The organism is Spirosoma horti (assembly GCF_054776595.1).
On the sequence record NZ_BAAHBQ010000003.1, the window covers coordinates 314,345 to 332,699 of the forward strand.

Consider the following 18,355-nt stretch of genomic DNA (forward strand, 5'->3'; position numbering starts at 1 on the left):
ACGGATTACAACCCGTGTGGCCAAGCGTCAGTCAATCATTACCGTACTAAATATTGCTGTCCATTGATAGTCAGAACTGAAGCCCGCAGGACATTTACTTTTTCCAGCTGAACCTGCCCATCCCGAATCGTTTTTGGGTATCCCTGCACGGTGATGGTGCTTCCTTTTTTGGCCAGATCCGTTAGTTGGTAAGCCACGTGCGACGGGATACTGACCACGGTTTTATCGTCCAATACCAAACCATTAACACGTCCTCCCCGATCGAGCCGGTAATCGGCAATTTTCCCCGTAGCGGTTGTCAACGCAGGCGCATCGGGCAATGTGGCCGGGCGAACCGGGGGTGAGTCGAATACGGTCGTTTTCCCAGCCGTCAGGCTATTCATACGAAATCGCGTTTCACCGGACGGCGTTGTTTCTGAATAACCGGTCACACTCACCGTACTACCCGCCTTAATGGCTTTTTGAACCTGCGTGCCCAAATGGGGCGGAAACTTTACGGTCGTAGCCGAACCAGAACCGGCATTGAGCGTAAAGCCGTCCAGGATAAAGTCATCATTGCCGATAAGCTGCCCAACCGTACCTGAAACGGTCGTTAGCGAAGTCAGCCCGCTAGTCCGATCTCTCCGTTCTGGTCCCTGATCTCTTCCGCGATCATTACGATCCAACCCAGGCCCCGGCCGACCAGGCCGACGACCAGGGCCACCCGGCCGGGGCCCATCTGGAGGAGACCCCTCCGGGCCATTGCCACCCGGTTGGTTCTGGGCTACGGGCGGCCCGTCGGGACTTTGAGCGTGTGCAAAGGGAGAGGCTAAGGCTAGAGCAAGGGCAACGGTAGCGATTAATCTGCTGTTGGTTTCCATAAGTCAATTGTTGTTTACTGGTTGATTACGGAAGCAAAGCTAGAAATGCCGTCTAAGGCCGATCTGAACTGGAAATTAATTTTTATTCATACTGAGTTTTACTCCCAGATGATTTCAATAACCTCTTTTTTCAAATCCACCGTCGTCTGTTTTTCATCCGTTGCCCGGCGCAGGACCACTTTACCGTTGTTTACCTTAACCGCTTCCTGCTGCAATACGTGGGTAGCGTCTTTCTTATGAAAGACCGATACGGCCAAATCATTTGTATCGACAGGCAATGTAACTGTTTTGCCAGTGGCCTGAACGACCCGGGGTACTGTAGGTAACGGCTGATTACGGAGCAAGGCCAACGCCCGCGATGCCTGCGGTACGCCATAGCCAACGTAATTATTTCCGTATGGGTAGAGGTGTGCCGATTTTTCGATAATCTCCATGACCTCTTTATTGGTCAGCCGGGGGTTGGCCTGCATGATACAAGCCGCAAATCCGGTGATGACTGGCGCCGATAAAGAGGTGCCATAGAGTGAAAAACACGCTAAGTTTGGCTTTAAATACGGCAAACTTTCGGGCCCTATACTACTATACCCGATTCGATTCCAAAGGCGGGCATTGGTGGCCCCAATCGCCAGTACCCCCTGTGCATCGGCGGGTGTGCTGATGATCCGCCAGGAACGATCTTCTCCTTCGTTTCCGGCCGATACAATGATTAAGATCCCTTTTTTGTCGGCGGCTATCTGGGCAGCCTGACTAATGAGACTCGTATGACCGTCCATCTGGCCCGGTTCGTAATTGTCTTTAGGATTGCTCATTCCCTTAGCATACCCCAGTGAAGTGTTGATGAGCCGAACACCTAAGCTATCCATCCATTCCATAGCTGCGACCCAGTTATCCTCCTCGCCCCGATACTCCCGATTACCCTGGTCGGTGCGGGCAAGGTAAAATGTTGCATCTGTAGCCAGACCAAACTGAATATTTTCGGTTGGGTCATTACCGGCTATCGCGGCCAGCACCTCTGTTCCATGAAAATCAGCATTGGATTCGAGCGTACGGAACAAATCGTTGTGTGTCTTTTTCTCGTTCACATAATCGCGCACACGCTTCACGCCATCGCGGGTAAAAACATGTTTGAGCGCATGAGCCGAATCAGCCCCAAAAAATCCGGCATCAATAACGCCAACGTTTACAAACCGGCCCGTCAAACCCGCCCGCATAAAATCGGGAGCCTGGATCTGCGACATGACGGGAGCCATCTGAGGGTTTGCGGGTAAGGCAATGGAGGTGATCACAATAGCCGGATCAATGGCTTGAATGGCTTTCACAAAGGGCAGTTTTCCAACCTTTGCGTATTGTTCAGGCGTTAATCGGACCGATACCGCATTGAGCCATCTAGACTGGCAAATGGGCTGAATTCCTGCCTCCTTAAGCTCTCTTAGGTAAGCTACCGAAACAGGCTGATCAGTATCATCTAAAGGTAGATTCTGCACTTTCCGCTGGTCAATAGCGGTTGGCGACAGGGCGACTGCCGATGCCCGGTCTTTATCCTGTAATAAAATCCAATATTTGGGTAGGGCCACGTTAGGCTGGTGTGTACCAGGCTCGGCCAAGCGTGGCCCGCCCTGTTGGGGCCCGGCCTGCGCAAAGAACACCAAGAGGCAGAATATTCCGGATAGTCGAATTGTCATAGGTAGTTTAGGAAAGAAAAAAGCTTGCGGTATGCTTTACCTGTAAACTGAATAAAGTCTAAACTCAAAAACGCGCAGAAACTCTTACCGCTTTTGAGTTTCTTTGCAAACTTAATCACAAACGCGCCTTCAATAGTCACTATATGCGTTATCTACCGATTGACAGTCAACTTTTTGTTAACAATCGCCAGCGGCTTACGGCCCTGTTAAAGCCTAAATCGCTGGTCGTGGTCAATGCCAACGACATTTTGCCGACCAATGCAGATGGCACGATGGCCTTTCGCCAAAATAACGACCTCTTTTATCTAACGGGAGTCGATCAGGAAGAAACCCGTTTGGTTCTGTTTCCCGAACATCCTGATCCAAAATTCCGGGAAGTTCTTTTTCTGCGTGAAACCAGCGAGCTGATCGAAATATGGGAAGGCCACAAATTGACAAAGGCTGAAGCGGAACAGGTTACGGGCCTGCCACAAAAGCAGATTTACTGGATGCATCAGTTCGAGCAGGTTTTTGGGCAAATGGTCTTCGAAGCCAGCCATATCTACCTGAATACCAACGAACACACGCGCGCAACGGTGGACGTTCAAAGCCGGGATGCCCGGTATATTGCCGAATTTCGGGAAAAATACCCGCTGCATCAGTTAGAGCGGCTCGCTCCCTTGATGCACCATCTTCGGGCCATCAAACAACCGCAGGAACTTCCCCTGATCCAGACAGCCATTGATATTACGGACAAAATGTTTAGGCGGCTTCTGGGCTTCATCAAACCCGGTGTTTGGGAATATGAGATTGAAGCCGAGATGATGCATGAATTCTTGCGTAACCGGTCAAGAGGTGCCGCTTATTCGCCCATTATTGCATCGGGTGCCAACGCCTGCGTATTACACTATATCGACAACAGCCAGCAATGTCAGGATGGGGATGTCATTCTGCTGGATATTGGCGCGGAATATGCAAACTACAACGCCGACATGACCCGTTCTGTACCCGTAAATGGTCGGTTTACGGCTCGCCAGCGGGCCGTTTATGAGGCTGTACTACGCGTAATGAAGGAGGCAACACAAATGCTCAGACCTGGCAATTTGTGGGACGAATACCACCGTGAAGTAGGTAAGGTGATGGAATCTGAACTGATCGGTTTGGGCTTGTTAGACCGAACCGATGTACAGAATCAAGACCCCGATGCGCCTTTATACAAGAAATATTTCATGCATGGCACCTCTCATTTCCTGGGTCTTGATGTTCACGATGTGGGCAACAAATACCGAAAAATGGAGCCAGGGATGGTCTTCACGGTAGAACCGGGCATTTACATCCGGGAGGAAAAACTGGGTATACGCCTTGAGAACAACGTACTCATTACCGAATCAGGCAATGTTGACCTGATGAAGAACATACCGCTCGAAGCCGAGGAGATAGAGGAAATAATGCATTAATTGTTGATGGACGATTGACAAAGCACGGTTCGGAAATAACGTGTAAACGTATACGTTGCCAATCGTCCATCACATCTTATTTCGTCTTCGACTGCTCACGTTCGAGCGCGATATTCAAGCTAGAATAAATTCGGCGTATGGCGGTTTCCAGGCGTTCCCAACCAGAATCGGAACGGAGATCGATATCACCAATATGGTCCCGCTGTGTGCTGGTGAGTACAATATTCGTTACCGCAGCTACCATTAAACTGGTGATTGCCAGTGGATCGAAATCCGAATAAGGGGCTAGTTTGGCCACCATACTTTTATAAGACTGATCCCGAAAGTCAGCCAGTCGGCGAGCTAGTTCGGTTTCGCCATTGGACATTTCCCAGCGAATGAGTTCCTGCGAAGACTTTCGTGTCCGGAACTCCCGCATAAACTGGATTGTATATTCTGACCAGGCTTTGCTGCGTGCCTCCGGTGCTAAATTATCCGGCACCGAATCCATGAATTTTTCATTGAACATGGAAAGGAAGAAACCACGGTGCACGTAGGCTTCCAATAAACCGTTCCAGCCACCGAAGTACCTATAAATTAGAACTTTGTTAACTCCGGCTCGGTCCGCAACGGCATTAATGCCCGCTTTTTCAGTGCCTCGTTCGGCCATTACTTCACCCATGGCGCGCAAAATTCGCTCCATGGTCATCTGGCGGTTTCTACGCTTGACGACTTTCATATATTGGTCGTTGTTTTTGTTAAGAGGAAGAATCAATTATTGCCTTCTCAAAGAGAAATGAAAACCTTACACCAGGGTCCACTAATTTACTCTTGACACAAATATGAGTATTAGCGCCGACGTTTTCAAACTACACAATAAGAAAACCCAAAAAACTGATACTCCGGTTTATCCAATGGACAATGCTCTATTTAGTTAATAAAAGTACTAATATTTAAATTTAAACTCAATTTAAATATACTATTTATATTAAACGCATATAAAATTGATAATTTATACGCATTCATTTTTAATCGTTATAGTAAAAAGAATAGGTTGGTCAACTCCTTGTAAACAATTAAAAAGAACCAATAAAAAACTGGTCAAGCTGGGCGAACCCGCTAATTAATGGTTTATTTCAAATAAATATTAATTTATTAATAATATAATAAAGAAATTAAATCGTATGCTTTTTATTTATTTTCCTTCTCACAATCAATCTATTGAGGTGTAATGCGTCCGTTCTGGCGTTAATCATGTCTACCTTGGTTATAAATCACATAGGTTTTGTTTTCCGAACGTACCAAATAATGTTGTTAAAGGCCAATTTATAAATAACGGTACTGGTAAACGTAACAGCGAACGGTTAGTTGGGCAATCGTCCACACGCAGGCGACTTACAAGCCCAAAGTTGCTTCAGTGGTGAATTAAGCCATGTGAATCCTAAAACGGTATTATCTTTGGCCTGTCTGTTGCCAACCCGTTCCATTTCCCATGAAAGTAGCCGGATTTAGTTTCATCCGAAATGCCATTCAATTCGATTATCCAATTATTGAGGCAATTACATCCGTTCTGCCCTTATGCGATGAATTTGTTATTGCCGTTGGTGATTCGGACGATGACACGCTGGGCCTGATTGAAGCCATTTCGTCGGATAAAATTCGGATTATCAGGACTACCTGGGATGAGGAGGCCCGTGCCGGAGGGCGTGTTTTAGCGGAGGAAACTGATAAAGCGCTGGCGGCTGTTTCGCCGGATGTTGACTGGGCTTTTTACATTCAGGGCGATGAAGTACTGCATGAGCGCTATATACCTGTCGTTCGCGAAGCCATGCAGCAATACCTGGACGACAAACGTGTAGAAGGTTTATTGTTCCACTACCTTCACTTCTACGGATCATACAGTTATGTGGGCGATTCCCGGCGTTGGTATCGCCGGGAGGTGCGTGTGATCCGGAATACGGGCAATGTCGTAGCGTATAAAGATGCTCAGGGCTTTCGAACCCGCGATAACCAGAAGTTACACGTCAAACTGATTGATGCCTACATTTATCATTACGGCTGGGTGAAGCCTCCGGAAACGCAAAAAAAACGACTCCGGAACGCGAATCACTTTTGGCATACGAGCAAAACCATAGCCAAAGCAGATGCCAGTGTCGATGTGTTTGACTATAGTCAGATTGATTCACTAGCCCACTTCACGGAAACCCACCCGGCAGTCATGCAAGCCCGTGTTGACCGGCTCAACTGGCCGTTCACGTTCGATACCAGTCAAAAACGGTATTCGCCAAGAGTACGTTTTTTAACCTTCATCGAAAAGTTAACGGGCTGGCGAATTGGCGAATACAAGAATTATAAATTGTAGAGCCGCAAGGGATTGCGGCTCTACAATTTTTACACATCACAAATCAATACGGCTTCTTTCAGGCTGGTGAGCGGGTCGCGTTTAGGAATAAACTCCTGCGCCACATAGCCTTTGAAACCCGTGTCGACAATAGCTTTCATTATAGCCGGATAGTAAAGTTCCTGGGCTTCATCAATCTCATTCCGACCGGGATTGCCACCCGTGTGGTAGTGCCCAATGTATTTATTGTGTTCACGAATCGTGCGGATGATGTCGCCCTCCATGATCTGCATGTGGTAGATATCATATAATAGCTTAAAATTTTCGGAACCAACCCGCTTACAAAGCTCGACTCCCCAGGCGGTGTGATCACACATGTAATCCTTATGATCCACTTTGCTGTTGAGCAGTTCCATGATCATCGTAATGCCATGTTTTTCGGCGCTTGGCATCAGCCGTTTCAGGCCCACGGCGCAGTTTTCCAGGCCTTCTTCATTGCTCATGCCTTGCCGATTTCCCGAAAAGCAAATAACCGTCGTCAGACCAGCTTCTTTCAACTTTGGGAAGATAGCTTCGTAACTAGTGACCAGTTCATCATGGAACTTAGGGTTGTTGAACCCATCGCCAATGCCTTTACCGGCGCCCTGAGGCAACGCCGATGTCAGACCATATTTTTTCAGCGTAGGCCACTCTTCAGGACCGGTCAAATCGATCGACTTGATCCCCATCTCTTTAGCGGCTTTGCAGAGATCATCGAGTGGTATTTTGCTGTAACACCACCGGCAAACTGAGTGATTGATGCGGCCCTTGAGCGGAGCCGCTTTTTCAGATTGAGTCATAGAACTTGCAAAAGAGTCAGACAACAGCGGTAGTGTTAGTGCAGTACCGGTCAGAGTTTTCAGAGCCGTTCGGCGTATCATAATGAATGAATGAATGAGTGATTGATTGAATGAGCGAATGGTAAATGGGAGACGATTCGCTCATTCACAATTCACTCATTTAATCATTGGTTATAATTCCCGTATCCGAATGTTGCGGTACCAAACCTTATTGCCATGATCCTGTAGGGCAATGTGGCCGGTGGCATATTTACCAAAGCCTTCCCACCCTTTAAATTTACTCTCTGCCACCATTTTGTCCCACTCTGGGCCGCTGGTTGGATATTCGGCCGTTTTCTTACCGTTCAGGTATTGCTCCGCTTTCCCATTGTTGATAACCAGTCGGGCCTTATTCCATTCACCGGCGGGTTTGGCAGCACCGGGCGTAACAGGCTTTTGCAAATCGTACAGTGACCCAGCCGTGCGGTTGCCATCACGTCCCTGCTTGGCATCCGGATGCCGTTCATTATCAAGGACCTGCATTTCGGGGCCTGTCTGATACGTGGCTTTGTACTTGGGATCTTCATGGACGTGGAAAATGATGCCGCTGTTTCCACCTTCCGCAATTTTCCACTCGACTTCCAATTCGAAATTACCATATTCTTTGTCAGTCACCAGGTCGCCGGCGCCACCAGCGGTGAGGTGAATGGCTCCGTCATCGACCGTCCATTTATCCGATACGGGCTGCCCTTCCTTGAGGTATGTATGCCAGCCTGTCAAGGTTTTTCCATCGAACAGATTCTCCCACTTACCTTTCTTAAGCAAGTAATCAGGCTGGTGGCTGGATGGCTTGGGATCGTGCGAATTTGTAGCGGCAATGGCAGAACCAATGTTGAGTGTGATCGTAAGCGCCAGCAAGCCTACAGTTGCCTGCGGGCGAAATGAGGAAGTAATTGCTGGAAAACGCAGATTGTTCATAGTTGAGAATCGTTAGGATTTTGTCGGGGCAATAGTACTAAAAAAAAACACATTCATAACGTTTGGTAAATATTTCTATCTGGGCTTCATTCGGTGCAATTTTAGCCCCCCTAAATCTGTTGGATTAATGCAACACTGCTCAGGGTTGCCTATTATTGTGTCATTATGGAAGCGACAACCCTAATTCCTGCCGAAAAGCAACGCTATCAGAAACACTTGAACTTACCCGAAATTGGCGCGAAAGGCCAGCTTCGGCTCAAAAATGCCCGTGTGCTGGTAGTCGGCGCGGGCGGTCTTGGCTGCCCGGTACTTTTGTATCTGACGGCGGCTGGTGTTGGTAAGATTGGCGTTATTGATCCCGACGTCGTTGACTTAAGCAATTTGCAGCGGCAAGTGCTGTACACAACAGACGAAGTGGGCAAATCAAAAGCCAAGGCTGCGATCAATCACCTCAACCGGTTAAATCCTGACCTGACGTTCGATACGTACACCATGGCGCTGGACATCAGTAACGCTCGTGCCATCATTGACGGGTATGATATTGTGGTGGATTGTACCGATAATTTCAAAGTACGTTATCTGGTCAACGACATCTGCGTTACGCTGGGAAAACCATTTGTTTACGGAGCCATTCACCGCTTTGAAGGTCAGGTAGCCGTGCTGAATGCCGACCTGGGCGATGGCAAACGGGGACCTACCTACCGGTGTCTGTTCCCCGAGTATCCGAACGAAATAGAAATCCCGAATTGCAACGACACGGGCGTATTGGGCGTGTTACCCGGCGTTATTGGCACCTTTCAGGCCAATGAAGTCATCAAACTCATTACGGGCATTGGTCAGTCGCTAAACGAACAGTTATTAATGGTCGACCTATTGACGATGAGTCAGCAGAAAATAAAGACCAAACGTCGGGCTGATGCCGAAAAAATAGCGCGCGAAGGGCTCACGTCGGCTGGCACCCGCACGAATCCCGGTGCAGCGGGTCCCCAGAAAATATCCGTTCAGGAACTGGCCGAACGACTCGCTCTGGGCGAAGACATTTTCTTACTGGATGTCCGCGAACGGCCTGAATATGAGCTTTGCCACCTGGAGGGAGCCGTTCTGATTCCGGTGGGTATGATCCCCAATAACCGGAAGCGAATCCCAACCGATCGACCCGTTATTGTGTATTGTCATCACGGTATTCGTTCAGCCAACGTTGCCCAATATTTGTATGCCCAGGATGGCCTGACGAACCTCTATAATCTGGATGGCGGCATTAATGCCTGGGCCCGGGATATCGAGCCAGAAATGGCCGTCTATTAATTGCCCCGGTTAATACCCGTAGGCGAGCCAATGGTAGACCCTGACGGTCAACGCATTGGCTCGTTTGCTATCCGGCAATCCCTAAAACCGGAACCAACCCCTAAAAGCGGCTGTTTTGGGAACAATCGGCGAGGAGTCCATCAAGCAACTCCCGTATGGCATTATCCCATTTCCATGTTTATTACCCTATTAAAGTCAAAACTGCATCGCGTCAAAGTCACCCAGGCGGAACTGAATTATGTTGGTAGTATTACCATCGACGAAGAGCTGATGGATGCCGCCAACTTACGCGAAAACGAGCAAGTACACATTGTCAACAATAATAACGGCGAACGGCTGATCACCTACGTTATAAAAGGCGAGCGCGGCTCCGGCATCATTTGCCTGAACGGGGCCGCTGCCCGCAAAGCGCAGGTGGGAGACATTGTCATTATTATCGCCTACACCATGATGACGGAGGAGGAAGCAAAGACCTTCAAGCCAACCGTAGTTTTCCCGGATGAAAACAATCGACTGGTGAACGGCTAGCTAGTCCTTTTACTAACCATTCTCACCGGTTTCCGTGAAACTCCGTTACTTTGTGGCGGAGTTTTCTATTACGAGGCCAAAAGGCCGCGTTCATCACCATACCACAACTTACGGAGCACATTACGGCTATATGACTATCAAAAACATACTTAAATACCTTATCTCGCTGGCTTTCGCTGGCGGATTGCTCTGGTTTACATTCAAACAAAGTCACCTCGACGCAGGCGATTTATGGCAAAAAATAAGCGGAGCCGATTATCGTTGGGTGCTGGTATCGGCCCTAATGACCATTGTGGCTCACTGGAGCCGGGCCGAACGCTGGCGAATTCTGCTGGAGCCGGTGGTATCGCAACGCACCAATTCGCTCGATACGACAGCAAGCGTCCTGACGGGTTATCTGGCCAATCTGGCCCTGCCCCGCGCGGGTGAAGTAGCCCGTTGCGGAACGCTGTACCGCCTGTCGGGTGTACCGGTGAACGTTAGTTTTGGCACCGTCGTGGCCGAACGGTTATTCGATCTACTCATGCTCATTCTGCTGTTAGGAGCAACATTCATTCTTGAGTTTGATCGACTAAGTCAGTTTTTTATAGAGTTTCTGGGTGGTAAACTACCTAAAGGATCCAGCGGTTCGGGCATTTTGTTACTGGCCGGAGCCGTCCTGATCGGGCTGGCGCTGTTAGGCTGGTTTCTATTTAGCCGATACCGCGAAGCACTGGGCCGTCACCCGCTTTATCAGAAAGTGAGTGCCTTTGCCAAGGGACTTCTCGAAGGCCTGCTGAGCGTTCGAAAGCTACGGCGGCCGGGGGCGTTCGTTTTTCACACCCTGCTCATCTGGACGATGTATTACCTCATGTCCTTTTGCCTATTTTTTGCAATGCCCGCCACCGCTAATCTTGGTCCGCTGGCCGGTCTAACCATCCTGGTGGTTGGTTCGCTGGGCATGGCGGCTCCAACGCCGGGCGGCATTGGTTCATTTCACTTGCTGGTTGGACAGGTAGCGCTGCTGTATGGCCTGACCAGCCAGGACGGACAAGTGCTGGCTACGTTCATTCACGGCGTCTCAACCATCATGATTATTATTCTGGGCATTATTGCTCTGCTAGTTGTCCTGTTTCGGGGTAACAAAACAACCAACGCAGCCGACGTGCTGGATGACCCTAAGGCATTAAAACTGGAGCAGTAACGCAACCCTTTCATTCACTATGACTGAATCTAAGATACTCACCCGCGAGCAGGCTATTCAACAAGCCAATAAATGGCGGGCTGAAGGCCAGCAAATCGTTTTCACCAATGGCTGTTTCGACATCGTTCATTTAGGACATATCGACTACCTCGAAAAAGCCCGAAATCTTGGCGATAAACTGATTTTAGGCCTCAATACCGATGCGTCCGTCAGCTGCATAAAAGGGCCATTACGGCCTGTTGTAAACGAGTACGCTCGTGCCCGACTTATGGCTGCGCTGGAATTTGTCGACGCGGTTACCCTTTTTGGCGAACCGACTCCGCTCGAACTCATTGAGGCCGTACAACCCGATATACTTGTGAAAGGAGATGATTATACGGTGGCAACCATTGTTGGCTCTGACTTTGTTCTGGCACGTGGTGGACGCGTCGAAACGGTCGCGCTTGTGCCCGGTTACTCGACCACCAAGCTTATCGAACGGATCAAAGCTGGCTACAACTAAAACGCTTCTATTGAATCGGTTTACTCCATCTACATGAAGCCTATTGCTTTGTTAAATGGTAGCCCGAATGGATAAATGGTTAGCCCAGCGGGATACTTTTTGAGGCTAACTGTTGTTTTACTATAAACAGGCCAGTGTGCTGGCTGTTTTATTAGAACCACAAACCTGACTAATTGACGATGATCTCACCTTGGTTAATCATGATTCTTATCTTCGGCCTCAGCGCATTCGTGAGCTGGCGGTTACGAAGTAAATTTAACGAATACGCCCAAATTGGCCTGAGCAATGGATTGAGCGGTGCCGAAATAGCCCAAAAGATGCTAAACGAAAATGGCATTTACGATGTGCGCGTCGTTTCGGTGGAGGGTATGCTAACGGACCATTACAATCCTGAAGATAAAACCGTTAACCTCAGCGCCGACGTCTATTATGGACGGAGTGTAGCCTCAGCTGCCGTTGCTGCCCACGAATGTGGTCACGCCGTACAGCATAAAGTAGCCTATGCCCCGCTGAAACTTCGGTCGGCGATGGTACCTGTTTTGTCGGTCTCTTCCCGTTATTTACAATGGGTCTTGCTGGCGGGTATTTTGTTGCTGCAAACAACACCGCTACCACTCGCCATTGGCGTTGGCCTGTTTGCGTTAACTACGCTCTTTAGCTTTGTGACACTACCCGTCGAGTTCGACGCCAGCCGCCGGGCACTTGCCTGGATTCAGGATAGAGGAGTTGTCAATCAACGCGAGTATGGCTTTGCGAAGGATGCCCTCTGGTGGGCAGCCATGACCTACGTTGTTGCAGCGTTGGGTTCGCTGGCTACGCTCCTGTACTATGCCAGCATCCTGATGGGTGGTCGCCGGAGCAGCTAATACGTGTTAAGCGGGAATCCACCTGTGTTATAGCAAAAAGCCGTGTCAGTGATGACACGGCTTTTTTGTTTAATGGCTATAAGCACGTATCAGACCAGCCGCAGACTGGAGATCAGCGATACGACATACCCTGACTCGACCATTTCGGGCGTTGGAGACGATCGATCGATGAGCATGCCAGCCACGGCTACGGCAAACGCAATGAGCACCGCAGGCCAGAAGCCCACAATGGTGAAGCTATCCATGAACTTGTCGATGACTTTGAGCAGCAATGCCGTTACTAAAATCCGAACAATACCGGTTAGCAGGAAGAAGGTGACCAGATTCAATGGGAATCGAATAACCCAACCGACGAAGAAATTAAGGAGCCCGAGCAAGAGCGCAATCAGCACGGCCGTTCCAAAGTTCTTTACGTCAATTTGAGGCATTAGGTAAGCCAAGCCGAAAATCACGGCGGCATCGAGTAGTAAATGTAGGATGAGATTCATATTCAGGATGTAATTGGTTCTTTTGAACAACTGTTTTGCGTCACGATGGTTTACTACCTGTACTTGACCCCGTTCGCCATGCACCGTATTCCGGTTTTATTTTTTGCGCTGCTTTTCGCCTGTTGCCGGGGAGCCTCTCAACAACAGCCCACCACCTCGCTCCCGGCCGATTCAGCAGCCGTCTACCGGATTGGCAGTGCCAGCCGCGACGGAATCGGCAAATTTTATCAGGGCCGCGAGATTGCCCAGGTTATGGGGCATCTGGGTGCGTCATGGCTCGAACGCCCGGAACGTGAACAGGAAGAGCGCACGGACTTATTACTAAAAGCCTTGTCTTTAAAGCCAACTGATGTCGTTGCCGATATTGGGGCCGGAACTGGTTTTTTTACGTTTTTGATGGCGCCTAAACTGCCACAAGGTAAGGTACTTGCTGTTGATATTCAACCCGAAATGATCGAATACCTCAATGAGGGAAAGGCCAAACGCAAGGTTACCAACGTACAACCGGTACTGGGTACAGAGTCGGACCCTAAATTGTCAGCCAGCAGCATCGACATGGCCATCTTGATTGACGCGTACCACGAATTCTCGTATCCCCGCGAAATGATGGAACACATTGCATCAGCCTTAAAACCGGGCGGGCGCATTGTTCTGGTCGAATATCGGGCCGAGGACCCTAACGTTCCCATCAAGGAACTTCACAAACTGAGCGTCAAGCAGGCAACCAAAGAAATGAAGTCTATCGGGCTGAAACTCCTAAAAAACGATGATCGGTTGCCACAACAGCATATCATGTTTTTTGGGAAGTAACACGGCCAAATCTATCCTCTCAATGAATTCTCCTGCTTCGCCAGTTTACTCTTCCTGAACCCGTACGAAAAGTAAATAGCCAGGCCAATCACCAGCCAGATACCAAAAATCTGCCAGTTGCTTGCCCCCAGTTCAGTCATCAGATAGAGGTTAGTCAGCACGCCAATGACTGGTAGCAGTGAGAAATTGTAGCGGAAGCCTTGTATGGCCAACACTGCCCATACACCCCAGAAAACGACCAAAAGGGGCTTACTTTCCAGCGTTTGCAGGGGCGCATCTTTTGTTAGGGCATAAGCCAGAACAGCCAGTAACACGGCACCAATGATGTATTTTCCATTGATATACGGAACCTTGAATTTCGATTGTGCCGTAAGCCCTTTCGCATCGAGGAATAAAATACCGGCGCAGACGAGAATAAACGCGAAGAAGGTCCCGACACTGGTGAGATCGACAAAAAACTTGAGGTCCATGAACAACGAGGGAACCGCAACCAGAAAGCCCGTGACTATGGTAGCAAACGACGGCGTTTTGTATTTAGGGTGAATCCGGGAAAAACGTTTCCAGAGCAAACCATCTCGGCTCATGGTCATCCAGATCCGAGGCTGGCCGAGTTGATACACCAGCAAGGCGCTCGTGATGGCAACGACGGCACTCACCGAAATCACACCCGCGACAAAATCAAGGTTTACTTTCTGGAACACATACGCCAGCGGATCACTCACGCCCAGCTCTTTGTAGTTGACCATACCTGTTAGGACCAGCGTAATCAGCACATAAAGAACCGTGCAGATTCCCAGGCAATAAAGCATGGCACGGGGCAGATCGCGTTGAGGATTTTTGCACTCTTCGGCCGTAGTCGAAATGGAGTCGAAGCCGATAAAGGCAAAGAATACCGAGGCCACGCCACTCAATACCCCCGATACGCCATTTGGAGCAAAGGGCGACCAGTTGGCCGGCTTTACGTAAAACGCGCCTACGCCAATGACCAGACCAATTACCGCCAACTTTAGCACTACCAGAATATTACTCGCCGTGCGCGACTCCTTGATGCCAATATAGACAAGGGCCGTGATTAGTACCGTTATCGCTCCGGCAGGCAGATTGGCAATCAGGTGCAGGTTGCCCACAACAGGCGCATTCGCGTACGCATCGGCCAGTATTCGCGTATTTTCGGGGATGGTTGTTAGCGCCGTACCCGCCTGTTTCGCCTGTTGCACCAGATCGAACGCACGAGAGGCCGACCCATAGTCGGTGGCGAAGTATTTCGGAAAGGTAACCCCGAACCCACTCAGCATGGAGGTGAAATATTCTGACCACGAAATGGCAACGACCATGTTGCTTACGGCATATTCGAGGATGAGTGCCCAGCCAATGATCCACGCAAAAATTTCTCCGAATGCGACGTAGGCATACGTATAGGCGCTACCACTCACGGGAACGGTACTCGCAAACTGTGCGTAACTAAGGGCTGTAAATACGCAGGCAATGGCCGTGAAAACAAACAGGAGCGATACCGCAGGTCCACCGTTATAACTGGCCAGCCCGATGGTACTAAAAATACCGGCCCCGATGATAGCCGCGATGCCAAATGACGTTAAATCGCGGACGCCCAATGTCTTTACCAATTTACTTGACTCGCCTTCGGCAGCATCACTCAGGATTTGGGTTACGGTCTTTTTGCGTAAAAGGGACATAGGCTAGTGAAAGAAAACGATGTCTATTGATGTTAAACCGATAAAAATAGAAATTCTTTCCGGTTTTTTGTAGGTTAGAGTCAGATAGCGCCTATGCCAATGAGGCACTATTCGTCGTTTACTAGCTATCTGTCAAGCGTCAACATGTCTATCCGAGTTCAGAATCTTACAAAAGAGTACAATCACCAGCGGGCTGTCGATCAGCTTTCATTCGCTGTGCAACCGGGCGAAATCGTCGGATTTCTGGGGCCTAACGGAGCGGGGAAGTCGACGACCATGAAGATAGCGACGGGCTACCTCTCCCCTACCGACGGGACGGTGGAGGTAAATGGGTTCGACGTTCGGACGCAGCCTATGGATGTACGCCGGAGCGTTGGCTATTTGCCCGAACATAATCCGCTCTATCTCGATCTGTACGTGAAGGAATATCTGCGGTTTGCCGGGTCATTGCATGGTATGCGTGGCTCAGACTTAAGTCGGCGTATGGCCGAACTAATTGAACTGGTTGGGCTGGAGAGAGAGCAACACAAACGCATCGGGCAACTATCGAAAGGCTATCGGCAACGGGTAGGTCTGGCGCAGGCCTTACTGCATAATCCCCCCGTATTGATCCTGGATGAGCCGACAACGGGACTTGACCCCAATCAGTTAGCCGAAATCCGGCAAGTCATCCGCAACGTGGGGCGTGACAAAACCGTCTTGTTTTCAACCCACATTATGCAGGAAGTCGAAGCCATTTGCGACCGGGTCATCATTATCAACCGGGGAAAAATTGTGGTCGATCAACCGCTGAGTCAACTCCGAAGCGCATCGGTCGGAGAAAGTATTGTCGTTGTTGCCGAGTTTGAGGGTACTTTAGGCAATCCAGCCATACTGAATGCGTTACCGGGCGTTGAACGGGTAGAGCCCATGGAGTTAGGGCAATATCGAATTACAGCCTCGCCCAAAACCGACCTGCGGGGCTCTATTTTCCGGCTTGCTGCCGACCAGAACCTGACGCTGGTTGGCCTTCGTCAGCAGGAAAACTCCTTGGAAGGAATCTTCAAAGAATTGACAAAGTAAAGCGTTGGTGCAGCCTGCTGCACCAACGCCTTGCATAAGCCATTAGTACCTATTTGACGGTAGCCATCAGCGGGTATTGATCGAATATGGATCGAACAATGCCTTTGAAATAATTATTCTTGAAGTTCTGATTTCGCATCATTTTCGATGCGTAGCCTTTCCAGATGACCTGATAGGATTCAGCGTCGATCAGTGAAATCATCAACGTGCCTTCATCCAGGTTATAGTCAATCCGCTTGTAGGTAGCGTCGTCGTCTTCGCGAACAACCCAATCTTTAATGACAGGTTGTTGGTACCCCCGGAAGCGCAGATCAGACCGGAAAATATTATAGGAAATCAACAGGTTTGGATTGCGGTTGCTGACCCGATACCCGCGAGCCTCCATCTGGTGCCGGATAGCATCCTGAATATCGGAGCAGAGAAGGGTGGAATCGACAAATTCACATTCCAGAAAATTAAACGATTCGTAGTTTTTAAAATGGCCCTCGTAGCTATAGTCATGCTCTACAAATAACCTACTCGGCGAACAGCCCGCCATAACGACAACAGCCAACGCAAACAGAATTCCGATGCACTTTTTCATACTACCGTTTGTAAAGAGTTTTCAATAGATAATTGGTCTTAAATAGATCGTAGTGATAATATTTTGTCAAACCCAAATATAAACGTAATTGTTTCTTAAACAATACAGTACGCCAAATCTCTGCTACTTATTTAGGCCTCGGTAAAACTCCAGACCCTTGCGCATTTCGGAAGCCGTAACGGGTATATCGAACGCACAGCTTCCAGGCCCGTCGAGCAGGGACATGCGCACTTCACGCCCCCGGTTTTTCTTGTCCTGTAGGGTCAAGGCTAAAATGGGCTCAATGTCCTCGTCCACCAACCGCACATTTCCATATACGGAAAATATGTATTCTTCGATTTGTGTAAGCAACGATTGGTCGATCATCTTTTTATGACAGGCAATGAAGGCTTCGGCAACCATCCCAACGGCAATCGCTTCACCGTGTAAAAGTCGTTTCCGCGGCTGCATTAAATAGTGTGTTTCAACGGCATGTCCCAGCGTATGACCAAAGTTGAGAATCTTGCGAAGTCCTTTCTCGGTAGGGTCCTGTGCTACGACCTGTTGCTTAACCGCCACTGAATGCGCAACCAAAGCAGTCCAATCCTGCTCATCGAGATCACGACGGCGTATTTCGTCCCACATGGCCGCGTCGGCAATGAGGCAGTGTTTAATGATTTCGGCAAAACCCGACCGAAGTTCGCGCTCGGGTAGTGTGGCCAGAAAGGTCGTGTCGATCAGTACGGCATTGGGCTGTTGAAACACCCCGATGTGGTTTTTAAATCCTCGAAAGTCGATGCCGAGTTTACCACCTACGCTGGCATCGACCTGAGAAAGTAAGGTAGTGGGCATCTGGGCAAAGGCAATTCCACGCTTGTAGGTAGCCGCACAGAAACCGCCCATGTCGCCAATGACCCCTCCACCAAGATTAAGCACCAGCGCGTGCCGATCAAAGTTCGCGCGTGTCAGCGCATCCCAGATCATTTCGCAGGTGGCTATGTGCTTCTGTTCTTCGCCCGACTTGATCCGAACCAGGGTGTGTTTGGGCAACAGCGCTTTCAATTCGGGGTAGCAGAATCGGAATGTATGGTTGTCGGCAATGACGGCAATGGCCGAAAAATCGTAGGAATCAAGGAAAGCCGGCAGGCTTTCGGCAAGTGGAGCAATCGTTACGGTTGACATACCGTAAAAGTACATCCGCCAACGATTGGTAAGAAGGTCGGTCGGTTTATTTTTTCAGAACAACCAGCAAGCTTGTTAA

General features: G+C 49.3%; 18 protein-coding genes. 9 read left to right on the top strand and 9 right to left on the bottom strand.

All coding sequences use genetic code 11. From position 1 onward, the window contains the following. Window positions 1-38: 38 nt before the first annotated feature. Window positions 39-860 (bottom strand): hypothetical protein, encoded by an 822-nt coding sequence (locus ACYVAM_RS09190; protein ID WP_461066147.1) that lies wholly within the window; start codon window positions 858-860, stop codon window positions 39-41. A 98-nt stretch (window positions 861-958) separates the two neighbouring features. Continuing rightward, complete coding sequence (locus tag ACYVAM_RS09195) at window positions 959-2,542, bottom strand: S8 family serine peptidase (protein WP_461066149.1); 1,584 nt, start codon at window positions 2,540-2,542, stop codon at window positions 959-961. A gap of 143 nt (window positions 2,543-2,685) precedes the next feature. On the opposite strand from ACYVAM_RS09195, the gene ACYVAM_RS09200 reads away from it, so the two are divergent. Next, window positions 2,686-3,978 carry an aminopeptidase P family protein gene (locus ACYVAM_RS09200; RefSeq protein ID WP_461066151.1) on the top strand — a complete coding sequence of 431 codons (1,293 nt, stop codon included), beginning with the start codon at window positions 2,686-2,688 and terminating at the stop codon, window positions 3,976-3,978. A gap of 76 nt (window positions 3,979-4,054) precedes the next feature. On the opposite strand, the gene ACYVAM_RS09205 is transcribed toward ACYVAM_RS09200, so the two are convergent. After that, a complete protein-coding gene (locus tag ACYVAM_RS09205) occupies window positions 4,055-4,696 on the bottom strand; it encodes a TetR/AcrR family transcriptional regulator (RefSeq protein WP_461066153.1) in 642 nt (213 codons plus the stop codon). 753 nt (window positions 4,697-5,449) lie between these two features. Between ACYVAM_RS09205 and ACYVAM_RS09210 the strand changes: the two genes are divergently transcribed. Further along, window positions 5,450-6,319 carry a glycosyltransferase family protein gene (locus ACYVAM_RS09210; RefSeq protein WP_461066155.1) on the top strand — a complete coding sequence of 290 codons (870 nt, stop codon included), beginning with the start codon at window positions 5,450-5,452 and terminating at the stop codon, window positions 6,317-6,319. A gap of 29 nt (window positions 6,320-6,348) precedes the next feature. Here the strand turns inward: ACYVAM_RS09210 and ACYVAM_RS09215 are convergent, their stop codons facing one another. Beyond that, window positions 6,349-7,218, bottom strand: coding sequence for a hydroxypyruvate isomerase family protein (locus ACYVAM_RS09215; RefSeq protein WP_461066157.1), 870 nt, complete (start codon window positions 7,216-7,218; stop codon window positions 6,349-6,351). A 90-nt stretch (window positions 7,219-7,308) separates the two neighbouring features. Continuing rightward, window positions 7,309-8,094 carry a 3-keto-disaccharide hydrolase gene (locus tag ACYVAM_RS09220; protein ID WP_461066159.1) on the bottom strand — a complete coding sequence of 262 codons (786 nt, stop codon included), beginning with the start codon at window positions 8,092-8,094 and terminating at the stop codon, window positions 7,309-7,311. 165 nt (window positions 8,095-8,259) lie between these two features. On the opposite strand from ACYVAM_RS09220, the gene moeB reads away from it, so the two are divergent. From moeB to ACYVAM_RS09245, 5 genes are all read left to right on the top strand, one after another. Continuing rightward, on the top strand, window positions 8,260-9,399 hold the full coding sequence (moeB, locus tag ACYVAM_RS09225; RefSeq protein WP_461066161.1) for a molybdopterin-synthase adenylyltransferase MoeB: 1,140 nt from the start codon (window positions 8,260-8,262) through the stop codon (window positions 9,397-9,399). 174 nt (window positions 9,400-9,573) lie between these two features. Continuing rightward, on the top strand, window positions 9,574-9,927 hold the full coding sequence (gene panD, locus ACYVAM_RS09230; protein WP_461067050.1) for an aspartate 1-decarboxylase: 354 nt from the start codon (window positions 9,574-9,576) through the stop codon (window positions 9,925-9,927). 130 nt (window positions 9,928-10,057) lie between these two features. Then, on the top strand, window positions 10,058-11,110 hold the full coding sequence (locus ACYVAM_RS09235; RefSeq protein ID WP_461066163.1) for a lysylphosphatidylglycerol synthase transmembrane domain-containing protein: 1,053 nt from the start codon (window positions 10,058-10,060) through the stop codon (window positions 11,108-11,110). A gap of 19 nt (window positions 11,111-11,129) precedes the next feature. After that, window positions 11,130-11,612 carry a D-glycero-beta-D-manno-heptose 1-phosphate adenylyltransferase gene (rfaE2, locus tag ACYVAM_RS09240; RefSeq protein ID WP_461066165.1) on the top strand — a complete coding sequence of 161 codons (483 nt, stop codon included), beginning with the start codon at window positions 11,130-11,132 and terminating at the stop codon, window positions 11,610-11,612. 200 nt (window positions 11,613-11,812) lie between these two features. Beyond that, the gene (locus tag ACYVAM_RS09245; protein ID WP_461066167.1) at window positions 11,813-12,478 is read left to right on the top strand and encodes a zinc metallopeptidase; all 666 of its coding nucleotides are present in this window, start codon (window positions 11,813-11,815) and stop codon (window positions 12,476-12,478) included. An 89-nt stretch (window positions 12,479-12,567) separates the two neighbouring features. On the opposite strand, the gene ACYVAM_RS09250 is transcribed toward ACYVAM_RS09245, so the two are convergent. Then, on the bottom strand, window positions 12,568-12,966 hold the full coding sequence (locus ACYVAM_RS09250; RefSeq protein ID WP_461066168.1) for a phage holin family protein: 399 nt from the start codon (window positions 12,964-12,966) through the stop codon (window positions 12,568-12,570). A gap of 78 nt (window positions 12,967-13,044) precedes the next feature. Between ACYVAM_RS09250 and ACYVAM_RS09255 the strand changes: the two genes are divergently transcribed. Next, complete coding sequence (locus tag ACYVAM_RS09255) at window positions 13,045-13,776, top strand: class I SAM-dependent methyltransferase (protein WP_461067052.1); 732 nt, start codon at window positions 13,045-13,047, stop codon at window positions 13,774-13,776. Window positions 13,777-13,787: 11 nt separating this feature from the next. Here ACYVAM_RS09255 and ACYVAM_RS09260 read toward each other — a convergent pair whose 3' ends face one another. Continuing rightward, a complete protein-coding gene (locus ACYVAM_RS09260; RefSeq protein ID WP_461066170.1) occupies window positions 13,788-15,470 on the bottom strand; it encodes an amino acid permease in 1,683 nt (560 codons plus the stop codon). Window positions 15,471-15,614: 144 nt separating this feature from the next. On the opposite strand from ACYVAM_RS09260, the gene gldA reads away from it, so the two are divergent. Then, window positions 15,615-16,532, top strand: a complete 918-nt coding sequence (gldA, locus tag ACYVAM_RS09265; protein ID WP_461066172.1) for a gliding motility-associated ABC transporter ATP-binding subunit GldA — start codon at window positions 15,615-15,617, stop codon at window positions 16,530-16,532. A 49-nt stretch (window positions 16,533-16,581) separates the two neighbouring features. Here the strand turns inward: gldA and ACYVAM_RS09270 are convergent, their stop codons facing one another. Together ACYVAM_RS09270 and aroB are read right to left on the bottom strand one after the other, a co-directional pair. Next, window positions 16,582-17,115: a DUF4136 domain-containing protein gene (locus ACYVAM_RS09270; protein ID WP_461066174.1), complete on the bottom strand. Its 534-nt coding sequence runs from the start codon at window positions 17,113-17,115 to the stop codon at window positions 16,582-16,584. A 123-nt stretch (window positions 17,116-17,238) separates the two neighbouring features. Then, window positions 17,239-18,276: a 3-dehydroquinate synthase gene (gene aroB, locus ACYVAM_RS09275; protein WP_461066176.1), complete on the bottom strand. Its 1,038-nt coding sequence runs from the start codon at window positions 18,274-18,276 to the stop codon at window positions 17,239-17,241. Between the last annotated feature and the right edge of the window lie 79 nt (window positions 18,277-18,355).

Excerpts from the sequence above, each read along its gene's own strand:
- ACYVAM_RS09190 (WP_461066147.1), bottom strand. The coding sequence starts at position 860 with ATGGAAACCAACAGCAGATTAATCGCTACCGTTGCCCTTGCTCTAGCC.
- ACYVAM_RS09195 (WP_461066149.1), bottom strand. The coding sequence starts at position 2,542 with ATGACAATTCGACTATCCGGAATATTCTGCCTCTTGGTGTTCTTTGCG.
- ACYVAM_RS09200 (WP_461066151.1), top strand. The coding sequence starts at position 2,686 with ATGCGTTATCTACCGATTGACAGTCAACTTTTTGTTAACAATCGCCAG.
- ACYVAM_RS09205 (WP_461066153.1), bottom strand. The coding sequence starts at position 4,696 with ATGAAAGTCGTCAAGCGTAGAAACCGCCAGATGACCATGGAGCGAATT.
- ACYVAM_RS09210 (WP_461066155.1), top strand. The coding sequence starts at position 5,450 with ATGAAAGTAGCCGGATTTAGTTTCATCCGAAATGCCATTCAATTCGAT.
- ACYVAM_RS09215 (WP_461066157.1), bottom strand. The coding sequence starts at position 7,218 with ATGATACGCCGAACGGCTCTGAAAACTCTGACCGGTACTGCACTAACA.
- ACYVAM_RS09220 (WP_461066159.1), bottom strand. The coding sequence starts at position 8,094 with ATGAACAATCTGCGTTTTCCAGCAATTACTTCCTCATTTCGCCCGCAG.
- moeB (WP_461066161.1), top strand. The coding sequence starts at position 8,260 with ATGGAAGCGACAACCCTAATTCCTGCCGAAAAGCAACGCTATCAGAAA.
- panD (WP_461067050.1), top strand. The coding sequence starts at position 9,574 with ATGTTTATTACCCTATTAAAGTCAAAACTGCATCGCGTCAAAGTCACC.
- ACYVAM_RS09235 (WP_461066163.1), top strand. The coding sequence starts at position 10,058 with ATGACTATCAAAAACATACTTAAATACCTTATCTCGCTGGCTTTCGCT.
- rfaE2 (WP_461066165.1), top strand. The coding sequence starts at position 11,130 with ATGACTGAATCTAAGATACTCACCCGCGAGCAGGCTATTCAACAAGCC.
- ACYVAM_RS09245 (WP_461066167.1), top strand. The coding sequence starts at position 11,813 with ATGATTCTTATCTTCGGCCTCAGCGCATTCGTGAGCTGGCGGTTACGA.
- ACYVAM_RS09250 (WP_461066168.1), bottom strand. The coding sequence starts at position 12,966 with ATGAATCTCATCCTACATTTACTACTCGATGCCGCCGTGATTTTCGGC.
- ACYVAM_RS09255 (WP_461067052.1), top strand. The coding sequence starts at position 13,045 with ATGCACCGTATTCCGGTTTTATTTTTTGCGCTGCTTTTCGCCTGTTGC.
- ACYVAM_RS09260 (WP_461066170.1), bottom strand. The coding sequence starts at position 15,470 with ATGTCCCTTTTACGCAAAAAGACCGTAACCCAAATCCTGAGTGATGCT.
- gldA (WP_461066172.1), top strand. The coding sequence starts at position 15,615 with ATGTCTATCCGAGTTCAGAATCTTACAAAAGAGTACAATCACCAGCGG.
- ACYVAM_RS09270 (WP_461066174.1), bottom strand. The coding sequence starts at position 17,115 with ATGAAAAAGTGCATCGGAATTCTGTTTGCGTTGGCTGTTGTCGTTATG.
- aroB (WP_461066176.1), bottom strand. The coding sequence starts at position 18,276 with ATGTCAACCGTAACGATTGCTCCACTTGCCGAAAGCCTGCCGGCTTTC.